16 protein-coding genes are annotated in these 19,963 nt (G+C 58.1%); 8 read left to right on the top strand and 8 right to left on the bottom strand.

Going from position 1 to position 19,963, the window contains the following annotated elements; translation table 11 throughout:
* The first annotated feature begins 182 nt into the window (after nt 1-182).
* From rsmG to HMPREF2651_RS00770, 4 genes are all read left to right on the top strand, one after another.
* Nucleotides 183-818 carry a 16S rRNA (guanine(527)-N(7))-methyltransferase RsmG gene (rsmG, locus tag HMPREF2651_RS00755; protein WP_049181978.1) on the top strand — a complete coding sequence of 212 codons (636 nt, stop codon included), beginning with the start codon at nt 183-185 and terminating at the stop codon, nt 816-818.
* Nucleotides 819-1,097: 279 nt separating this feature from the next.
* Nucleotides 1,098-2,054 carry a ParA family protein gene (locus HMPREF2651_RS00760; RefSeq protein ID WP_038627088.1) on the top strand — a complete coding sequence of 319 codons (957 nt, stop codon included), beginning with the start codon at nt 1,098-1,100 and terminating at the stop codon, nt 2,052-2,054.
* A 21-nt stretch (nt 2,055-2,075) separates the two neighbouring features.
* Nucleotides 2,076-3,353 carry a ParB/RepB/Spo0J family partition protein gene (locus HMPREF2651_RS00765; RefSeq protein WP_038627086.1) on the top strand — a complete coding sequence of 426 codons (1,278 nt, stop codon included), beginning with the start codon at nt 2,076-2,078 and terminating at the stop codon, nt 3,351-3,353.
* 11 nt (nt 3,354-3,364) lie between these two features.
* Entirely contained in the window at nt 3,365-4,318 is a 954-nt protein-coding gene (locus tag HMPREF2651_RS00770; RefSeq protein ID WP_038627084.1) for a hypothetical protein, read from the top strand.
* 26 nt (nt 4,319-4,344) lie between these two features.
* Here the strand turns inward: HMPREF2651_RS00770 and HMPREF2651_RS00775 are convergent, their stop codons facing one another.
* The 7 genes from HMPREF2651_RS00775 to HMPREF2651_RS00805 form a co-directional block, all read right to left on the bottom strand.
* Nucleotides 4,345-5,529, bottom strand: coding sequence for an N-acetylmuramoyl-L-alanine amidase (locus tag HMPREF2651_RS00775; protein WP_038627083.1), 1,185 nt, complete (start codon nt 5,527-5,529; stop codon nt 4,345-4,347).
* Nucleotides 5,530-5,940: 411 nt separating this feature from the next.
* Nucleotides 5,941-6,261 (bottom strand): thioredoxin, encoded by a 321-nt coding sequence (gene trxA / locus HMPREF2651_RS00780; protein WP_038627081.1) that lies wholly within the window; start codon nt 6,259-6,261, stop codon nt 5,941-5,943.
* Nucleotides 6,262-6,654: 393 nt separating this feature from the next.
* A complete protein-coding gene (gene trxB / locus HMPREF2651_RS00785; protein WP_038627079.1) occupies nt 6,655-7,593 on the bottom strand; it encodes a thioredoxin-disulfide reductase in 939 nt (312 codons plus the stop codon).
* A 168-nt stretch (nt 7,594-7,761) separates the two neighbouring features.
* Nucleotides 7,762-8,325 (bottom strand): sigma-70 family RNA polymerase sigma factor, encoded by a 564-nt coding sequence (locus tag HMPREF2651_RS00790; protein ID WP_224786658.1) that lies wholly within the window; start codon nt 8,323-8,325, stop codon nt 7,762-7,764.
* Nucleotides 8,326-8,560: 235 nt separating this feature from the next.
* A complete protein-coding gene (locus tag HMPREF2651_RS00795) occupies nt 8,561-12,163 on the bottom strand; it encodes a murein biosynthesis integral membrane protein MurJ (RefSeq protein ID WP_049181950.1) in 3,603 nt (1,200 codons plus the stop codon).
* Between the two features lie 27 nt (nt 12,164-12,190).
* Nucleotides 12,191-14,728: a hypothetical protein gene (locus HMPREF2651_RS00800; protein WP_049181952.1), complete on the bottom strand. Its 2,538-nt coding sequence runs from the start codon at nt 14,726-14,728 to the stop codon at nt 12,191-12,193.
* Between the two features lie 6 nt (nt 14,729-14,734).
* On the bottom strand, nt 14,735-15,592 hold the full coding sequence (locus HMPREF2651_RS00805; RefSeq protein ID WP_193393897.1) for an NUDIX hydrolase: 858 nt from the start codon (nt 15,590-15,592) through the stop codon (nt 14,735-14,737).
* Between the two features lie 160 nt (nt 15,593-15,752).
* Here HMPREF2651_RS00805 and HMPREF2651_RS00810 point away from each other — a divergent pair, with 160 nt between their 5' ends.
* The 4 genes from HMPREF2651_RS00810 to HMPREF2651_RS00825 are packed head-to-tail and all read left to right on the top strand — an operon-like array spanning nt 15,753 to nt 18,975.
* The gene (locus tag HMPREF2651_RS00810) at nt 15,753-17,195 is read left to right on the top strand and encodes a CCA tRNA nucleotidyltransferase (RefSeq protein WP_049181955.1); all 1,443 of its coding nucleotides are present in this window, start codon (nt 15,753-15,755) and stop codon (nt 17,193-17,195) included.
* A complete protein-coding gene (locus HMPREF2651_RS00815; protein WP_049181956.1) occupies nt 17,195-17,836 on the top strand; it encodes a YqgE/AlgH family protein in 642 nt (213 codons plus the stop codon). The genes HMPREF2651_RS00810 and HMPREF2651_RS00815 overlap by 1 nt, the downstream gene beginning before the upstream one ends.
* Nucleotides 17,837-18,622, top strand: a complete 786-nt coding sequence (locus tag HMPREF2651_RS00820; protein ID WP_141746473.1) for an AzlC family ABC transporter permease — start codon at nt 17,837-17,839, stop codon at nt 18,620-18,622. It abuts the gene before it with no gap.
* A gap of 2 nt (nt 18,623-18,624) precedes the next feature.
* The gene (locus HMPREF2651_RS00825; protein ID WP_049181958.1) at nt 18,625-18,975 is read left to right on the top strand and encodes a branched-chain amino acid transporter permease; all 351 of its coding nucleotides are present in this window, start codon (nt 18,625-18,627) and stop codon (nt 18,973-18,975) included.
* A 68-nt stretch (nt 18,976-19,043) separates the two neighbouring features.
* Here HMPREF2651_RS00825 and HMPREF2651_RS00830 read toward each other — a convergent pair whose 3' ends face one another.
* Nucleotides 19,044-19,958 carry a hypothetical protein gene (locus tag HMPREF2651_RS00830; protein ID WP_049181959.1) on the bottom strand — a complete coding sequence of 305 codons (915 nt, stop codon included), beginning with the start codon at nt 19,956-19,958 and terminating at the stop codon, nt 19,044-19,046.
* Between the last annotated feature and the right edge of the window lie 5 nt (nt 19,959-19,963).

The raw sequence follows: 19,963 nt of genomic DNA on the forward strand, positions 1-19,963 counted from the left end.
AGCCTCAAGTTTGGCATCCATCCCCAGTCAATGTTTCACGTGAAACATCGCTGTTGCACTGTCGTACACTAGGGGTGTTGAAAAGCTCGACGAGTGACGGCACAGCTGCCCCATTGGAAAGGTTAGAGGAACTGTTGAGTAACTCCGTGAAAGATGTCGATAAGCAAGAAGCCTCCGCAGTTTTGGTCGATGCAGATCTGCGTTCGGTGATAGATACCGTGTTTGGAGAGAATGTCGATCGGGCATACCGCTACCACTCATGGTTGGCCGAGGAGGCGACAGTCCGAGGTTTGATTGGACCACGTGAAGCTCCAAAGCTGTGGGATCGGCACATTATCAATTCTGCGGTAGTTGGAGAAGCGATAGGCAAAGGGCTTGTAGTTGCGGATATTGGTTCGGGGGCGGGCTTGCCCGGCATTCCACTTGCTCTAGCACGACCGGATTTGAAGGTCATGCTTGTGGAACCATTGCTGCGCCGCACAACCTTTTTGAACGAAGTTGTGGAAGATCTTGAGCTGGACAATGTAACGGTAGTTCGCGGGCGTGCTGAGGAGAAAGTGGTTCGCGCTGAGATTGGCCAAGTGGATGTCGTTACCTCCCGCGCTGTTGCCCCTCTGGGGAGGTTGGCGGGATGGTCGCTTCCTTTAGTTAAATCCGGGGGCGCGATGGTTGCACTGAAGGGTGGAACTGCCCAAGAGGAAATCGATCGGGATGCAAAACTTATTGCAAAGGCGAAGGGAATTAATCCTCGCGTCGTAGAGGTCGGCGGATCCGTGTTGGGAACCTCGACGTACGCCGTGATTATTCAGAAGAAGTAGGCTGTAAGCCCCACTTCCCCTACTCCACTGCGGATTCGTTTGTGTTTTGGTTTCGGCATTGAGGCGCGTAGTACCGTCGGGCTAGAGTGGGATAAGTATCGCGGTATGGCAAAGTCCTAGCGACCAAGGTGGATGTTTCACGTGAAACATTTCCACAATCGTCGGCGTCTAACGGTTGTTGGGGCTTGATGATTACGCTTTTGCAGATAGTTACTAAGTTTAAATTCGCACTCCAGTGGCCATGATTGGTGATTGCTGTGCTTGTAAGGGGAATAGTTAATGAGCCGGAAGTCCTGGCAAGACACACCCATCGCTGTGGCAGCTCAACGAGCGGCGCAAGTTAAGGCTCCGAACCGTTTATCGCTTCCACGCCCCGAGCGACCGCGTCGTATCACGATCGCCAACCAGAAGGGTGGCGTGGGCAAGACCACCTCGGCAGTCAACATCGCTTCGGCGCTCGCGCGGCATGGTCTCAAGGTTCTGGTCATCGATAATGACCCGCAGGGAAATGCTTCTACGGCCCTGGGCATTGAGCATGTTTCCGGGACTCCTTCGACGTATGAGCTTCTCATCGGCGAGCTACAGATTGACGATGTCATCCAGCGTTCCCCTGAATCTGAGAACCTCTATTGTGTGCCGGCGACATTGGACTTGGCGGGCTCCGAGATTGAGCTGGTCTCGCTCCTGAACCGTGAGCGCCGACTTCTCGATGCAGTTCCAGATCAGTACTTGATCGACAATGGCTTCGACTTTCTCATTATTGACTGCCCGCCTTCGCTTGGTCTGTTGACGCTGAATTCGATGACCGCCGCCAACGAGGTGTTGATACCGATTCAGTGTGAGTTTTACGCCTTGGAGGGTGTGACACAGCTGATGAATAACGTGCAGATGATTCGTCAGCATCTCAATCCGGAGCTGCATATTTCTGCTGTGCTGCTCACTATGTTCGATGGCCGCACCAAACTGTCAGAAGAAGTTGCCAATGAGGTACGTAACTACTTCGGCGAGGTTGTTCTACGTAATCTCATCCCTCGATCCGTGAAGGTATCGGAGGCGCCGGGATATTCGCAGACCGTAATTTCCTACGATCCAGGGTCTCGGGGCGCAGTTGCTTATCTTGATGCTGCAAAGGAATTGGCAACGCGTGGCGACTATTCAGCAGTTCCGGGGGGAAGTGCGATTGGGCAAAAGCCAGCTTCCTCCCCTACCCCGTCCAATTCCACTGAGCCAAATTAAAGCAACTAGGAGTAGTAACCCATGTCGAATCAAAAGAAGGAGAACCGCAAGGGAGGGCTCGGTCGCGGTATCGCCGCACTGATCCCAACTGCTCCGGCGGCTAACCCGTCGGTAGGTGAAAGTGCCGCGGATATTATTTTCGGTCCCCGCCGTACCCAGGGGGCGAAGCAGTATGGCAGTAGCGGAGTTGCCGACGTATTGGGCGCGGCCGCGACGGAATCCGGCACCTCGTTGCCTGAGAGGAAAAACGCCGGAAAATCCACAAAATCCGGGCAAAGCGAGCCGCATACTAATGAGGCGAATAAACGTCACAGTGACGATAACGCTATTGGTAAGTCTAGCAATGTTTCACGTGAAACAATGCCCTCGACGACGTCGGGAGTAGCGGACTACAGTGGCGCCGAGGCTGCTGATGTTGACACTACGGCCGCAAACGAGTTTGGCGCGACCTATCGCGAGGTCGATTTGAAGCTCATCACGCCGAACCCGAAGCAGCCACGAGAGGTCTTCGATGAAGAGCCCTTGAATGAGCTTGCTCACTCTATTCGTGAGTTCGGTCTATTGCAGCCGATTATCGTACGACCAATCTCAACGGATAATCGTGCGGCAGCGCTCGAGGCAGCGCGCAAGGAAGATCCGAATGCGCTGCAACCCGAGTTTGAAATCATCATGGGTGAACGTCGCTGGCGTGCTTCTCAGCGAGCTGGAATTGACACGATTCCCGCCATCGTTCGCGATACTCCAAACCAGGACATGCTCCGCGATGCCCTACTAGAGAACATCCATCGCGTGCAGCTGAACCCACTCGAAGAGGCCGCTGCGTACCAACAGCTGCTCGATGAGTTTGGTGTTACTCAGGCAGAGCTGGCGGATCGTATCGGTCGCTCGCGGCCCGTTATTACCAACATGATTCGACTCTTGCAGTTGCCGGTGGAGGTACAGCGACGAGTAGCGGTCGGTGTTCTGTCGGCTGGCCACGCACGTGCCTTGCTTGGGGTCAAGGCAGGTAAGGAGGAACAGCAGCGCCTCGCCGAGCGAATTGTTGCTGAAGGACTATCTGTCCGTGCGACCGAAGAAGCAGTGACATTACTCAATGCAGGCGAGCGACCAAAGAAGCAGCACCGCGAGCCCACTCCGCAGCCGGAGGTACTCCACAATTGGGCTGATCGCCTGTCCAATTCTTTTGATACGAAGGTGACTGCCCAGATGGGCAAGCGTAAGGGCAAAATTGTCATCGAATTCGGCAACCTCGAGGACTTTGATCGCATCATGTCACTGATGCATCTCGACGAAGAGTAAACCCGGTTACTGTGACTGAAGTATTCATCGAGAAAATCTCGCTGGCCGACATCGATGGAATCTATCCGGAGACGATGTTAAGCCTGTTTTGGGAACAGGGCATGGAGCATATCCGTACTGCAACTGCCCTAGCCCACTTCTCGTCTGAGCCGCGCGAACCTAATTTGGACCCTCGCAAGCCAGAAGAGGATGAAGCCCTCAACGGCGATTTAAAGCATTCGGACAGCCAACCCCCTATTCGGCCAACCGGAGCTAGTGAGAGCCCCTTAAATAGCGTCCTAAGCTCTGATTTAGCCGCCCAGGTGCGCTTGGAGAAGGAAGCATGGCTCAATACCGTCTACCTTTCCTGGGGGCCGTGCGGATATTCGCTACGGCGAAAGCCACCGGCATCACGTATCGATGGGAAGCCTGAGACCGTCGGCACGCTCCTCTTTGCGCCCCCGCGCTTCTGCCCGACGACATTTTCCATGCCTTCCGGGCCAATATCGCCGGATGCGATAGCGCTGACGAGTCTGCATTACAACGCTTTAGAGGTCGATGATGACATGCTCCGCGTTCTCATTGTGACCGCTCTGCACAAGCTCGCGCTGCGCGGGATCTCAGCGGTAGAGGCGTTTGGTTGCAGTGGCACAGCGGATTCTATGTCGGGACCCACGCCGTCATCGCCAACGCCTGACGACGGCACGGAGAATCTAATCGCTGATTTCGAGGCGCAACTCGAAGAAAAGCTAAATCCAAAGCCGTGTATCTCAGATTCGTTGGCGGCGATTAACCATAACGCCGGTGATTTAATTCGTACGCGAACCCTTCTTGACTCCGGGTTTCGGGTGGTGACTCCACATCCGATTCATCCGAAACTCCGTATCGAGTTGGATGCGGAATTGGACTGGGATGAAGAAATCGGTCATGCGTTGGATCTAAGTGCGAAAGAACCCTTTATGCGCTCAAAGCTGTTCAGTCTCTAGCACCGGGTTACATAGGCCGGCCGTGTTTAGGCTTTTTCCTCTTCAATCAGCTGAGCAAAGCTGTAAGCGCCGGTCATTGGTTGCTCCTCTTCATCGCCCAGGTACAGACGCTTTACAGCGACAACGATAGATTCGGCAATTACGTCCCGCTGATCTGGGGAAGAAAGAATTGCCACGTCATCCTCATTGGTCAGGTAACCAACGGCGACTTCCACCGTGGGCATCCTGGTCAGACGGAGGAGATCCCAAGTACGGGCGTGCGAGCGGCAGTCCACCAGGCTCGTACGGGCAACAATTTCCCGCTGAATAAGGCCAGAGAGCTGTTCGCCCAGAATGGAGTTGGAGCCCTTCATCGAGCCGAAGTAAAAGGTCGCAATACCGCTGGCGCGGTTGTTGTGATAGTGATCAGCCTGCAGGGAGATGAAGATGTCAGCGCCAAATGCGTTGGCCATCTCAGCTCGATCTTCGATAGATGGGTTGTCGGTACGAGGACGAGACAGAATAGTCTCTGCACCCGCCGCGACAAGACGACCTTCGATGCGAGAGGCCAAATCCCAAAGAATTTCCTCTTCAGAAATCTGACCGTAGGGGCCGTCGACCACGACGCCGGGCTCCCCTGCCCCAAGGCCTGGATCAATGACAATGCGCTTGCCTGAGAGCTTAGGCCCCATCGTGCGCAGGATTTCCTTCTCGTGGAAAGCGTTTACCGAGCCACCAGTAACCCTTCTACCCAAGTAGCTGAGCGCTCGGAGAGTAACGGGGCCACAGATACCGTCGGGCTCCAACCCGTAATTGAGCTGGTATTCACGCACAGATGCATCGGTCTTCGGGCCGAAGTGGCCGTCTACTCGGGCATCGTGGAAACCGAGCTCCTGCAAGGTAGCTTGGAGGACGCCCACGTCCTCACCGGTCATTTGTGACAGTGGATCGTAGGACAGTACGCGGGTGCCCAGAGTGTACGAAGCTTCTCGCAGTAGGCGCAGGGTGCTGTCGCGGATGATGCCGTCGGCATAGACACCGCGGGACTGTTGGAACGCCAGGAGAGCGTTGCGCATATCCTCATCAAACAGGTCGTCGTCACCAGACCACTGAGGCGAGTTCTCCTCTGCAGCTGAGCCCTCCCAGTTGGGCAGAAGCCCAAGACGAGCCAGGGTAGAACGTACCTCGGCAACACGAGGTGACCTATCGCCCACCTTCAGAAACTCTGGCACGAAAACTCCCTTCCGAACTCCACAATTATGTTCAGGCCGTTGTGGGGTTCTCACAACACTTAATCAGTATTACTGGCCAGTGAGCTAAACGAAACTTCAGTTAAGAAACTTCGCGCACTCTCAGAGGATATGGTCAGCAATACCTCTTAAGTTGGCGGCAACCTGGTTCCTTCACGGTATTAAGGAAGACGTAAACCGCCATTTCCAGCAAGATTACCAGGTCGCAGGCGCGAATTGATTGTTACGAGGGCGCGTCGGCAAGCCCGACGGCAAAACCCCAGAACTAACTCTAAATCACAACCATAACTTCAGTCACATCTTAATGGGGCGTGTCCAAGGAAGGTGGGAGAAGTGAAGTGACGGGTGAGCAGGTGCGACCTCGTATCGGATAAGGAGCAACCCCTGGTTTTTTTAAAGGTGCTTCTCGATGAGCGCCGTGATTTCGCCCTTCGGGCGGATTCCGCGAATCTCTTCGACCTTCTTGCCGTCCTTGAATAGGAGCAGGCTTGGGATGGACATAATCTGGAACATGCCAGCCAGTGCACGCTCCTCATCGACGTTGACCTTGGCGATGACGGCCTTGCCATCGAGCTCGGTCGCAACCTCGTCGAGAACGGGAGCAATCTTCTTACACGGGCCACACCACTCTGCCCAGAAATCTACAAGTACCGGCTTATCGGATTCGAGGACATCGGACTTAAAGGTATTGGCGGTGACAGTTACCGGAGCCATGAAATTCTTCTCCTTAGAATGAGCTCGTTTGAGTTCTTAGTGGTTTTGATTCGTGCTCTTGATTCTAATTTTTCAACCTAGTTTCTTCAGTCTCGCGTACGGATTTGGCGCTAAAGGCGTCAAAAATTAGGGCTTCCGGTGGCGTGAGTGAAGTACTAAATTGTTAATTAATGGTGTTCTTGGGAACGCTGCGAGCGCTCGATGGGTGCGGGGCGGATCGGGCTATAACACGTCCCGCTGCGCCCTCATTGAGCGACAGCTAACAACAATTGGGCTGACTGACTATCGGGTACTCCCAATAGTTGGATGTCTGCAATCGTTGGCGTTATCCAACAATTGCACCGCCCCAACTAATAGCTGTTTATCCAGCTAGCGAGGCTACCCTGCTTTCAGCTACCGAGCAACAGTTTCCAAGTAGTGCTCAGCATCCAGCGCGGCCTTGCAGCCAGAGCCGGCGGCGGTAATTGCCTGCTGGTAATGCGAGTCAACAACGTCGCCCGCTGCAAAGACACCCTTGAGGGAGGTCTGGGTGCTCGGAGCGGCTACCTGAATGTAGCCATTCTCGTCGCAGTCCAGCTGATTGCGAACCATCTGCGAACGTGGCTCGTGGCCAATTGCTACGAACATGGCAGTCACATCGAGGACGGATTTCTCGCCAGTGACGGTGTCTTCCAGCTCGAGACCGGTAACTGAACCCTTGTCCTCACCAAGAACCTGGGACACAACCTTGTTCGTCGCAAAGCGAATCTTGTCATTGTTCTGGGCGCGCTCAACCATAATCTTTGACGCGCGGAACTCGTCGCGGCGATGGACAATCGTCACCGAGCGGGCGAACTTGGTAAGGAAGGTTGCCTCTTCCATCGCGGAGTCACCGCCACCGATGACGGCGATATCGTGGTCACGGAAGAAGAAACCATCACAGGTGGCACAGGCGCTGACACCGTGGCCCAGCAGTGCCTGCTCGCCCGGAGCACCGACATAACGCGGAGCGGCACCGGTTGCCAAGATGACAGCGTGAGCCTTGTGCTCTTCTCCGCCAACCCAAACAGACTTGATGTCGCCGGTGAGATCCATGCGATCAACAATCTCCATGCGCAGGTCAGCGCCGAAGCGCTCAGCCTGTGCGCGCATCTGATCCATTAGCTCTGGCCCCATGATGCCCTCGGAGAAACCTGGGTAGTTCTCCACGTCGGTAGTCGTCATAAGCAGACCGCCAAACTCGATGCCCTCGAACACCACAGGCTTCAGGTCGGCGCGGGCTGCGTAGGTGGCAGCCGTGTAGCCGGCGGGACCGGAACCGACAATGATCAGGTCGTGAACGATATCGCTCATGAAGACTCCTATAATTTTTATCTCTCACATCACATGGCGCACAGTGATGCTCAGTAGTAAGCAAATTTTTCAGCTCCGGGAAAGAAATTACCGGAAACAGCTACCTCAACCAACGTGAGGTTAGCCATCTCTATTCCCCTCCCCTGCTTCTCCCCTGCTTCGCAGTTGTTAGGCCACCTGCACTTCTTCCAACTGTCGCCGAAGCGCACGACGCGCCCGCGCTCGTCGAGACTTCAACGTTCCGCTCGGTTGCCCAATACTGCGAGAGGTCTCTTGCAGCGAATACCCAAAGATGTCCAAGTACAACAGGGCATCCCGCTGATCCGTTGGTAACTGCTCCAATGCGGCGACCATAGTCACTCGTAGCGGAACATCCGGGCAGGGAATCGGCTGTGAACTCAGAAGCGTCTCAAAATCTTCGTCCTTATCGCACAGAGAAATCTCCCCGAAACGACCGCGGATGTGGTCAATACACGCATTCTTCACGATGCACGTCAGCCACGTCGCCACCGTAGAACGCCCGCGAAAACTCGCCGCCCCCGCAATTGCCCGCGCCAACCCCTCCTGTACCCCATCCAAGGGATCGAAATCATCCCGACGATATCGCCGCGCCATAGCTACCAACTGTGGGTAATAACGCTGTGCCAACACCGCGAACGCGCGACGATCCCCCGCCAGGTGCGCCTTTAATAACTCACGATCAACCTCGTCCGCAGATGCATGCTTTCGCATACCGACGACGCCATAGTCCCCCAGTCGCCGACCCGCATGGGCTTTACGGTGACTGTCCCCAATTCGATTTCTTCCCCCAAAGTTCATGGCTCCTATGCAAACACGAAACCTGCGCTCTCCGCTTGGCAAAACTGCCGTGGAGACCGCGGGCTGTGGATGAATTTCAAAATGTCCCAGTAGCTGTGGATAACTTGGGACAACTTAAACTGTTGCCGCCTAAGGCAAGCTCAGAGCGTTATTCCGTACCACGCACCTGGATATCGCCAATTGCAACTGGCAGCAACGAATCCGGGGATTGCTCAGCCAGATTGCGGTCGCCGACAAGTGGGTTGTCCGAATCGGAATTCTGCGACTCAGCATCAGCATTCGTATCAGCATCGGTGTCTGAGTTGCTGTCGGCTACCGCTTCCGCAGCCGTCGGCAAGCTGGAGATCCAGACAACAAGGTTCTTCCACTCGGTGTCGCGGCTATCAATTTCGATAGTTGTCGTACCTGAGGTGGCGGTTGCGCTACCGAGAACCGTTGTGTCATCCAAGTTCGTCGAGTCAGCATCGCGTAGGCCGCGAACTTCAATGTGTGCGCCCGGGGTCGCAGAGACCTTAAGCTCTCGAATGGTTGCCGGTTCATCCAGAGTGACCCGAATACCAACACCAGGTTTAAAGTCCTCTGGACGATTGCCGAACTGGCTGAGGTAAGTAGAAGTTACCCAGAAGCTTTCCTCGTCATTATCGATGGTCAGCTCAGCCATGTCCGGATTGTCTGGACCTGCTGCCGGGTTGTCGGTGTCGGCCTGCCACTCGCTAGCGTCGGCAAGCGAGAGCGTCGTGACCGGAGCCGGGCCGCGTCGTACGGACTCGGAGTTAATCGGTGCGTCCGAGGAACGGTTAACCAGACCAAAGATGCCCGCGGCGACAAGTGCACCGACAATGACTACGCCGACAACGACTGCGCCGGTGCTGAATGCGCGGGTGCGATTCTTGGTGTGATGAGCGTTTGATTGGGCTGCACCGCCGGCATCGACGGATTCGCGCGCACCGGTGTCGGGGTCGATTGCGAGAAACTCCGAAGAATCGGGGCCCAGCGCTGCGGCGCGCAAATCCTCGGCGAGCGTGCGAGCTGGCGACTCCTGCCCATTGAAGTTCTCCGGGCGTGTTTGCTTCGCGCGGTTGATGGCAGCAGAAATATCGGAGGGGATGTTCGTCACGCTGTAGAACAGCTCGTCGATGACTGAAAGCAACGCGCTGTAGTCCGAACGTTGCGAGCTATTGGGCAAAACGACGGGGAAAGCGTCGTAGATGTGGCCGTCGCTGCTGATTCGCAATTGTCCAGGCTTGTTTGTCAGGCCAAGGCAGCGCCCAGATTCGTGGGCGTCGGCGATCGTCTCGGCAAGTGATGCAACTGCGAGTGCCAGGGCATCCGGATGGGCGGCCTGATCGAACCGCTCAATACCGATACTGCTGGTCCAGTCGGCGACGATGAGCACCTCGGTGCGTGTCTTCGCCACGCTATGAATCCGCGACATTCCGGCGCCAGCCAAGTCACGCAGCTCATTGGTCGTCGTGGCAATCTTCTGGGCGGCAGCCGATGGCGAAGTGTCGTAGTACGGCAGTGCAATCGTGTCGACGAAGACAAGTGCGACATCTGCGTTATCGGGATCTCCCATATCCATGGCGCGCCACAGGCGCAGACCTGGGTAGGTCGCGACTTCAGAACGCAGACGGAAACGACCACCTGAGACCATCTCGCCGGGTACATAGCGGGTTGGGCGAGAACCCTGCGTCGGCATCGGCGGCAGCAGCGGCGAAGCGGTGAAGCCCTCGTTTGCCAGACCCGTGGCCTCGCCGATCAGGTTCGACGGGGCAATCGAGAAAGCATCAGCGGCGAAGCCACGTTCGCGCTCCATATCCTCACGGTCGGCGACGGCATTGTCGGCTGCATGAGGCTGCGGAGCAAAGCGGCGTAGACCCGGGATGCGGCCGAGGAAGCCGCCCAGAACGCGGACCTCTTCCAATGGAGCCTGAGCGAGCACCAGGCCGGTACCGATGAGGAAGACCACGCCGGTGACGATGGTCTGCAGCAGCACGCCGAAGGAACCGAAGAAATCGAACAGCACAAGGTCGGTCAATGCGAATGCGCCCCAAGCAACGGCGACACCGACAAGCGACGCCCCCAGTGCCCACAGCACGGTGTGGACGGTCGCCTTACTGTCCAAGTGTCCGAGAGTGCGGCGCAAGAGCAAGAAGCCAATTACTGCGCCGGCGACGAAACCGAAACCGTTGGCAGCACCGAGCAACACGACGACGGTCTCATCGTCAGAAGCCAGACGAGGAGCGAAGAACGACAGAATCACCTTGACGGTGGTAATGCCGAGGATGATGAAAGTCGGGGTCCAGGCCTCTTCACGGGCGTAGAAAACACGCAAGTGCAAAAGCACGATGGCATATGGAATAAGCGAGAACGCCGAGAAGGACAGCGTCCAGCCAAGAATCTCCGCGGTTTCGCGGGGGAACTCCAGATACGCGAAAAGACCGACGGCGATGGGGCGGCCGAATGCGGTGAAGAAGGCGACGATCGGCACCAGCGCAATCATGGTCAGACGCGTACCGATGGATAGATCGCGGACCACTGCCCCATCATTACCGTCGGCTGCATTGCGGGACAGTCGCGGCATGATGGCGGTCAGCAAGGTAACGCCGATGATGCCGTAGGGCACCTGCAACAGCAGCCAAGCCTGCTGGTAAATCGTCGGCGCTGCCTTGGAGGCAGTCGAGGCAATATTGGTGGTGATGAAGTAACCAGCCTGGGAAATTGCCACGTAGGTGATAATCGCAACACCCATGCCGGTGAACTGTTTGATGCGGTCGTCGATACCCCACAGCGGACGCAAGTCAATGCCCGCGCGCTTGAGGTAGGGAATCATGATGGCTGCCTGAATGACGACACCCAGAGTGGTACCAAGACCCAAAAGCAGGATGTGCGGATCGGAGAGTGAACCGTCCGAATCCGGACTCAATTGGCCGGGCAGGAACAGATATAGCAAGAGCGTGGCAATGGCCACGACGTTGTTGGCGACAGGTGCCCACGCACCGGGTTTAAAGATTCCCTTGGTGTTTAGCACCGCCATGAGCAGCGCAAATATGCCGTAGAAGATGATTTGCGGCAATAATAAGAACGCAAATGACGTCGCCAGCGGAACGTTGACCTTACCGGCCTCGTTAAGGCTCAATCTGGTCAATAGTGGCGCACCTATCACTGCTAGCACCGTCACCACTGCCAACAGCGTCATAGAGACAGTCAAGAGACGTCTAATGAAGGCGGCACCGTGATCTGGATCCTCCTTCTCCGCGCGCACCAACACCGGCACCACCAGAGAAGTCAGCACCGCGCCGAGGACGATTTCCGTAATCAGGTTCGGCAGTGTGTTGGCGACGTTGAAGGCTGAAGCCACAGCCGGACCCAGCGTCGCGCCGATAAGCAGGTTTCGCAAAAAACCCGTAATGCGTGAAATCAGGGTAGCGATTGCCATCGAGCCCGTGGAGGCGACGATGTCCGAGTTCGACTGTTCCTGATTTGCGTCCGTCGTCGAGTCCGCGGAGGAATCGCCGGAAGCGGTTGCTGTCGCAGTTGCCGCCTTTGCCGGCGATGGTGATGCCGATTCCGTCATCGCGTCAGCGGCGGTATCGGCATTTGCCTTATGGCCGGATACGCGAGTTAGGTCCGGGGCCGCTTCGGCCGGCTGAGATTCAGCCGTTGGCCGCGCCGCCGGAACCGGAGCCGGTGGCGCGGGGCGACGAATGCGGCCTCGAAGTCCAGATTTATGCGCGTCTGAGTCAGTCACATGTCCTATTGTTGCTTAAAAGGGGGTCTATTTCCGAAAGTACTGTGACCGTTTTGCGGCAAAAAACCCACCAACAGTGACGATGACGAGGGTCACGATAGCCAAAACCCCGACGGAAGCGCCGGATTGCACGGAAATACTCACTGATTGAGAAATAGGCGTGCCGCCAGGTGATTCGAGCCACAACAACAGGTTGTGGGAATTGTCTCCACTATCCCGTGGCCGGTCTCCCTCTGGAGCATTGGTTGCCGGAGTGGATTCTGCATCATCACCCGACTTCGGAGTGAACTGAACAGTCACCGACCCCTTGGCAGGGATGGCGGCCTCATACTTCTCCTCCATCACCGAATCTCCAGCGCCGACGCGCACGAACGCGGGAACCGGCAGCGGCAGACCATTGCGAGCCAGCACCGCAATCGGCGACAGCTGCGTTGCGCGGGTGTAGACACCGCCGGGAGCTACCAATGTCACTGAATTGCGCAGACGTCGAGTCATAACCAGTGCCTGGTCGCTGAGTTCTTCGCTCCGCCGCTGCACGTCAGTTGACTGCAGCTGATTTCGCCGGCCGAGAGTGGTAAACGAGCGCAGTAAGTCGTGCCGCAGGGGGCGGGTGAATTCATACCGCGTCAGCGCGACGTTGGGGTCGTTGGACATGATTGTGGTCAGGTCCGTGATTTCGCGGGAGGCTATCCGAGCCTTCTCCACGAGCGCTTCACTCACCGGCGCGGGATCGGCGAACTCGTCAACTGGGGTAACCGAGCCCGCATCCAGGTCGCGAGCTGCGGCGGTGATGGAATCCATCAGCGGAGTCAGCTCAGCCAGGTTAGCGTCCACGGCTTTCCGAACCGCGGCCATGAAATCTTCAGCATCGCTAGCGCGTGGATCCCAACCGGACGGTGGTGCTGCCACCACAGCCGCGCGAGGGGCATCCGAATCAGTCAGTGATTGGAACAGAGTGCCAATCGCTGTCTGCATCCGTGCAGCCTCGGAGTCGATTCGGAAATCGAAGCGTCCGAGCAGATTCGAATACGCCACAGTCTGGGGCGACCGTCCTGTTACAGCCAGAGAGGCTGTCAGTGCCCCAGAGAGGGCGAAGGCGCGGCTACCGTCGGCAAGCACACCACTGTGGCCAGGCCGTAGTGTCTGACCATCGGCGGTGATAGCGGTGTTGTCCGCGACCAATACGGTGGTGTCGTGCGCGGCTTCGGGCGGAGTGGGCGAGGGAGGCATCGTCTCGCCGGTATCTACGCGGTCTTCGAATGCGTGCTCCGGGGTGGTTCCGCTCAGAGCTGTCGCCGCCGAGTACAGCGGGGCGCTTTCCGACGTTACGTATCCCTCGGCCGGCAAATAGATACCCGGCAGTGTCTGAACGTCCAAATGCTTGGCGATGGTCTGCCGACCAGCGGCGAGTGCCTCCATGGAAAGCTCTTGATCCGCCACGCGAGCTACGGCGCTGGCATCGGTGCCGCCCCACGGCAGTGACAGTGTGCATGTGTCCTGTGTGAGATCGTGCAGCCGGTTAAGCCAGTCGGCGGCATTGTCGCTGGCGGGCATATGCGTGAGATTGGTGTCATCCGCGTTTCCCCAGGAATCCCGCAGTCGTGGCGAGGACTCCACAGGACTTGGGCGGCTGGTGCCAATCCAGTAGTCACGGGTCATCCGGGAGATTGCATCGAGGGTCTCCGGGTCGATGGCGATGCATGTCGATTCCCGCAACCTCTCCCCATCGGGGCCGGCAAAGCCTTTTTCCAACGAGGTGAGCAAACCGTCGAGGCGGCCACCGCGTTCAAGAGATTCGGCCAAAGAATTGTCGGTGAGGATGAGATTCGGCGACGAGGGTGCGTCACCGGTCTCACCGCCGACCACTGGCACTGGCTGGCTGATGGGCCAAATCAGCGAAAACGGCACTGGGTCACGGCGGGTGGGCGCATCGGAATTGTCGGTCTCATCGTTGTCGTTCTCATCGCCGGCAGGCGGTTCCGGCTCATCACCCGCGGCTTGCGAATCCGTCACCGGTAGCAGTGCGCGTGTTTCCGCCAGCAGGCGGTCGATGTCATCTGCCGGTTGCCCGTTAGCGTTGATGAGCAGCGGAAACGTGCCGGCTTCCGTGATGTCGAGTCCTTCTGGGGCCGGTGCGGAGATAGGAACAATTAGCGTAACCTCACGCGTCTCGCCCGCTTTCAGTTCGATGGGGGCACTGAAGGTCCCAGCCACATCAAACACCGATTCAGGCTCAGCGAGAATCGTCCGCGCATCTGCAGAGGAAGCTAGTGCGCCGGCCCGCTGTGGGCGCAGCGCAACATTGCTGATATCCGCGTCGGAGGTGTTGTGCACCTGCACCTTGATGGTCAGTGTCGAATGTAGAGCCGCGACATGCGGAGTGAAGCTGGTTATCGAAAGCCGAAGGGGTCCCTGTTCACCGACTCGATTGACACCACTGCCCCACAACTGCTCATCTTGCGCAAAAGCTGGGGGCGCAACGGTCGTCGGCAAGCACAGTATGAGCGCTGCGGTGGCGGCCGTGACTTTACGAACAACATTCCTTGGCAACTGCAACCTGAACATGCGCAATCACCTCGGCGTCTGCCGGCCTGCTCGTTTTTCCGCGCGGGCGAGATCGGGCAGCAGATTGTGCGCGCGCCGGGCCAGTTTGCGTTCGTCAGCGTAGGCCAACCGCTCCACCAGGGTGTCTACCGGGACCCACATGACCTGAGTGACCTCGGGGTCTTCGTCGTTCAAATCGCCATCGACGTAGCGCAGAAGGTGATGGTGCACGGTCTTGTGAATCCGCGTGCCATCGGAGACAAACCAGTAGTCAATCACACCGAGCTCTTCAATGACCTCGCCGCGAATGCCCGTTTCTTCCCACACCTCACGTTCGGCGGTGGAATCGAAAGCTTCGCCGGGCTCGACATGGCCCTTGGGCATCGACCACAGCAGGCGCCCGCGACGATCGTGCCGACCAATCAGCGCGACATAAATCCGTGACAGGTTGACTTTGCCGCCATCGCCGACCGCCTCAGCAAGCCCCGAGACGACCAGTCCGCCCGCCGAAGTCTCAATCGAGGTCTGCATCGGCGCTGCATTTTGCGCGCGCGACGAGTGCGCACGGCGATTGTTCGTGCGCTTCGTCTGTGCGTGACGACGGCGATTGTTCCTATCCTGACCGCTCTTACGGCCACCGCGGTTGTTCGACTGCTTCGAGGGTCGTGCCGACTTCGGTGATTTGGAAGATTTCTTGGCGCCACCGGAGTTTGGCTTGGCCGATTTGGGGCCATTGGCACCGGAGCCACTACGTTTTGCGGAATTTCCGCTGGTAGTAGCGCTATTGGTGTTGGTGGACGCGGAAGCGCCACCCCTTCTGCGCGGTCGCCGACGACGTCGACGGCTCTTCGCCGCCGAGTTGTCATTGCGTACCACGTTGTTCATTCCACTTAGACTACCGGGTTTATAGGTATAAGCGGGTATTGTGTCGGTCGTGACACAATCGACTCCTTCAACGACAAATGGTGACCAGCCCGGGGGGACTACACCTCACGGCGCTACTCCGGCGGCTGCTGATGCGGACCCACAGGTGCGTAGGACGGCAATGCTGGCAGTGGCGGATCAGGCGATTGCTAAGGAGTCGGAGATTCTCGATTCGCTGGCAGCTGCGTTTAGTGCAGCTGGCCACCGTCTGTACCTTGTCGGCGGTTCTGTGCGCGATGCTCTCTTAGGGCGACTGGGCGTGGATCTCGATTTCACCACCGACGCACGCCCGGAGGTGACGCGCACGATTCTCGATGACTGGGCGGACATTGTCTGGGATACCGGCATTGAATTCGGCACACTCTCCGCGGAACGGCATGGCCGTCAGGTGGAGATCACCACGTTCCGTGCGGATACGTATGACCAGGTCAGTCGCAATCCGGAGGTCACTTTCGGTGACACGCTGGAGGGTGATCTAATCCGCCGAGATTTCCGCTGTAACGCCATCGCCGTGGAGCTCCACGGTGACGGCACCCGCACCTTCCTCGACCCGCTCGGAGGTTTCGAGGATCTTGTCGCGGGTGTGTTGGATACCCCGGGGGCGCCGGAGGTGAGCTTTGGCGATGATCCCCTGCGCATGCTGCGCGCCTGCCGCTTCGCCTCCCAGCTGGGGTTTGACGTGGCACCGCGTGTGCTCAAAGCGCTGAAAGAAATGTCCAGCGAAATTGACCGCATCACGGTTGAGCGCATCTCCACCGAGCTGAACAAGCTCATCCTGGGTGCGGACCCAAGCCGAGGTATCAACCTGATGGTGGAATCGGGGTTGGCCGACCGCGTGCTGCCGGAGATCTCCGACATGCGCATGACGCAGGATGAACACCGCCAGCACAAGGATGTCTACCAACACTCTCTGCAGGTCATGCGGCAAGCTATTGACCAGGAAGAACCCGGTGAACCGGACCTCGTGCTGCGCTGGGCGGCACTGCTGCACGACTGTGGTAAGCCCGCTACCCGCGCCTACAACGAGCAGGGCAATGTCACCTTCTACCAGCACGAGGTCGTCGGTGCGAAGCTGGTGCGACGCCGTCTGCGCAAGTTGAAGTTTCCGAAGAAGATCAGCCATGAAATCTCCCAGCTGGTCTACTTGCACATGCGCTTCCACGGCTATGGCGAAGGCAAGTGGACGGACTCAGCGGTGCGACGTTATGTCAACGACGCCGGAGATTTGTTGGAACGACTCAACAAAATCGTGCGGGCCGACTGTACGACGAGAAACCGTCGTAAAGCAGCACGCCTCGCACGAGCCTGCGACAGCCTGGAAGCGCGAATCAAGGAGCTCGCTGAGCAGGAGGACCTCGCACGCGTCCGCCCCGACCTGGATGGCAACGAAATCATGGAAATTCTGGACCTGAAGCCCGGCAAGGAAGTCGGACAGGCCTGGAATTACCTGAAAGAGCTGCGATTGGAGTCCGGTCCGCTGGAGCGTGAGGATGCTATCTTGGCGCTGAAGAAATGGTGGTACGAGCAGTCCGGTGAGCAGGCTGAAAGCGAAAGTGAGAGCTAATGGCATCGATTAATCCGGAAAATCTCTATGGCGACCGGCTTTTTACCAGCCTCGAGCGCAACGACCCGGCTGCCGGTATGCTGCTGCTCGCAGCCCCCGGCATGCTCTCGCCGGAGTTCGCCCGTTCGGTGATTTTCCTCATTGAACACGATGAGCACGGCACCCTTGGTGTCGATCTCACGCAGCGTTCGCAGACGCCTGTGCACAATGTGCTCGAGCCTTGGGCACCGCTGATGGCTAAGCCGCCGGTGCTCTACGTCGGGGGTCCGGTCAACCAGACGCAGCCAATCTGCATTGGGGTGGTGCGAAATGGCGCTACCCTCCCAGAGGAGACCGACAGTATTACCGGTGCACCGCTGATGGAACGCATTGCCCACAGGTTTGCGCTGGTCAACCTCGGTGCGGAGCCGGAGGACGTACGCGACCGCATCGATGGCGCGCGTATCTTCGCCGGTTACGCGGGCTGGGATCCGGGGCAGTTGGAAGAAGAGCTCGATCGCGGTGATTGGTACGTCGCCCCTGCCCTGCCCTCTGATGTACTCGCGCCTGCTGCCGCTGACATCTGGGGTGATTGCATGCGCCGTCAGCCCTGGCCGCTGCCGCTGTATGGTACCTACCCCGTAGATGTACGTGACAACTAGATGAGTGAGCACATCAATGCCGAAGGAAACAGCGCCGAGGTAAACGCCACTGCAACTAGCGACCGCAGCGACATAGCTGCCGGCATTCGGCAGACACTGCCCGTGGGCATGGGTCTCATTCCGCTGGGGCTCGCATTCGGCCTACTCATCGCACAGACTGGCTTTAGCTGGTGGTGGGCACCCATCTTCTCCTTCGTGGTCTACGCGGGGTCGATGGAATTCCTCGCTGTCGGTCTGGTTATGGCGCATACGGGTCTGCTCGGCTGTGCCGTGACCTCGTTTATGGTCAACTTCCGCCACGTTTTCTACGGGCTGACGTTCCCCCGCGACCGGATACAGTCCCGTCTCGGCCGCGCATATTCCACATACGCGCTTACCGACGAGTCGTATGCCATTGTCTCTGCGGCAAATCCGGCTGAAAAGATGTCGGGCCACCGACTGCTGACGATTCAAATTCTCTGCCAGTTGCTGTGGGTGGGCTCCGGTGTTGTCGGGGCGCTAACCGGCGCAGCACTGCCCGAGGGTATCCGCGGTGCCGAGTTCGCACTGGTGGCGCTCTTTACGGTGCTGGCCATGGACGCCTTTGAGACCTCCAAGGATTGGTCACTGCCCCTGGCCGCTATCGTCTGCACGTTGGTCGGGTGGCTGATTAACCCGAACCAGATGCTGGTTATCGGACTGCTGATGTATTTCGGCCTGCTGCTGTTGCGAGTGTGGTCACCGCGAGTGGATCGGGTGATGCGCATGACGTCGGCAAGCGATCAGCGTGTAACGGAGGGAGAGTGAGCATGACCGCGATGCCCGATTCCGGATATGTAATTGCCGCACTCTTTGCGATGGGTGCGGTGACAGTTGCGCTGCGCGCGCTGCCGTTTGCATTCGTGCGCACTCTGAAGGGCTCTCCCCTGTTCGAATTCCTCGGCACAACCATGCCGGTTGGAGTCATGATTGCGCTGGTGGTTTACACCGTCTTTGGACGGTTGGGGCTCAGCGGTGAGGGTGGCGACCCCGGCGCTGCCTGGGCCGTGCCTGTGGCGCTGGTCGTCACCATCTTTTTGCACTGGTGGCGGCGCAACACCGTGATCTCGATATTTGTAGGCACGGCGCTGTATATGGCCCTCGTGAACCTTGTCGCGTGAGGTGCCGCTGTGTGAGGTGCGCTGCGTAAGCGCTGTGTGAGACGGTGCCAGCGGCTAGCGGTCAGTGGCTAGAACCGCGCCGGTACCTGGCCTGTGAAGTTCGGCGGCCCCGGAATCTGCGGCAGCTGCGGGGATTCCGGCAGGTTCAGTAGTTCGCCGAGATTCGGGCTCTCGGACAGATTCGGGACGCCTGGGATGTTGGGCAGGCTCGGGCTGTCGGGCAGACCAGGCAGTGGTGGAGTGCCCACCGTGCCACCGAACGCATTCTGAACATCGCTGGTGTGAGCTTCCTTAGTGCCGTAGGTGTTAGCAGCGACGCTGAAGTCAGGACCAATGGACGCCGAGGCGTGAACGCTCTGGCGGTTATCGGACCAACCCCACTTTGTGCCAATAACACCAGGCAGCGTGGCGGTGCCGTAATCCTGACGGTAGCCATCCGCTGCCACAGGTGACGCGGTGCTCATAGCAACCAGCACTGGGTCGGAAGGGTTCTCGCGCTTCTTGGCCTCCAGGAACTTCACAGTGTCAGCGCTGGAAGTCGTGGAATTTCCCCAGTGGCCCGCACCGTGGGTGTTGCTGAGACCGTATTCACGCGCAGTGGCGTTGATGGAATCCGGGTAACGGCCGTAGAGCTCGCTGGCAATGTTGTCATCGGAGTAGCGAATCATCTGTGTGGCCTTCGCCTTGTCCGCTTCGGTGCCGTGCTTGAAGACGTAGTCGGCAATGTAGAGCTTGACAATCGACAGCCCCGGACGAGCTTCATTCTCGTTGGCCGTACCGTAGTGAGCGCCGGTCGGGGTGTGGGTAAAGCTAATCTGGGTGCGCTCCGGAGCATCAATAGTGCCCTGTGGAGTCAGTTTCGGCTGCGGAGCCGCAGCGACGTTCCCGGCTGCCAGCGGAAGGCTGGTGACAGCGATGACACCGGTAAGCCCCAGGCGAATCGCGCGAGATGGTCGCGGAGTAAGACGATGACGAGCGTTCATAACAA

The organism is Corynebacterium sp. HMSC063A05 (genome assembly GCF_001809695.1).
In the GTDB taxonomy this organism is placed as follows: Bacteria; Actinomycetota; Actinomycetes; order Mycobacteriales; family Mycobacteriaceae; genus Corynebacterium; species Corynebacterium amycolatum.

Coding starts and splice junctions, on each gene's coding strand:
- HMPREF2651_RS00760 (WP_038627088.1), top strand. CDS start 1,098: ATGAGCCGGAAGTCCTGGCAAGACACACCCATCGCTGTGGCAGCTCAA.
- HMPREF2651_RS00765 (WP_038627086.1), top strand. CDS start 2,076: ATGTCGAATCAAAAGAAGGAGAACCGCAAGGGAGGGCTCGGTCGCGGT.
- trxA (WP_038627081.1), bottom strand. CDS start 6,261: ATGGCTCCGGTAACTGTCACCGCCAATACCTTTAAGTCCGATGTCCTC.
- trxB (WP_038627079.1), bottom strand. CDS start 7,593: ATGAGCGATATCGTTCACGACCTGATCATTGTCGGTTCCGGTCCCGCC.
- HMPREF2651_RS00790 (WP_224786658.1), bottom strand. CDS start 8,325: ATGCGAAAGCATGCATCTGCGGACGAGGTTGATCGTGAGTTATTAAAG.
- HMPREF2651_RS00800 (WP_049181952.1), bottom strand. CDS start 14,728: ATGTTCAGGTTGCAGTTGCCAAGGAATGTTGTTCGTAAAGTCACGGCC.
- HMPREF2651_RS00805 (WP_193393897.1), bottom strand. CDS start 15,592: ATGAACAACGTGGTACGCAATGACAACTCGGCGGCGAAGAGCCGTCGA.
- HMPREF2651_RS00810 (WP_049181955.1), top strand. CDS start 15,753: ATGCTGGCAGTGGCGGATCAGGCGATTGCTAAGGAGTCGGAGATTCTC.
- HMPREF2651_RS00815 (WP_049181956.1), top strand. CDS start 17,195: ATGGCATCGATTAATCCGGAAAATCTCTATGGCGACCGGCTTTTTACC.
- HMPREF2651_RS00820 (WP_141746473.1), top strand. CDS start 17,837: ATGAGTGAGCACATCAATGCCGAAGGAAACAGCGCCGAGGTAAACGCC.
- HMPREF2651_RS00825 (WP_049181958.1), top strand. CDS start 18,625: ATGACCGCGATGCCCGATTCCGGATATGTAATTGCCGCACTCTTTGCG.
- HMPREF2651_RS00830 (WP_049181959.1), bottom strand. CDS start 19,958: ATGAACGCTCGTCATCGTCTTACTCCGCGACCATCTCGCGCGATTCGC.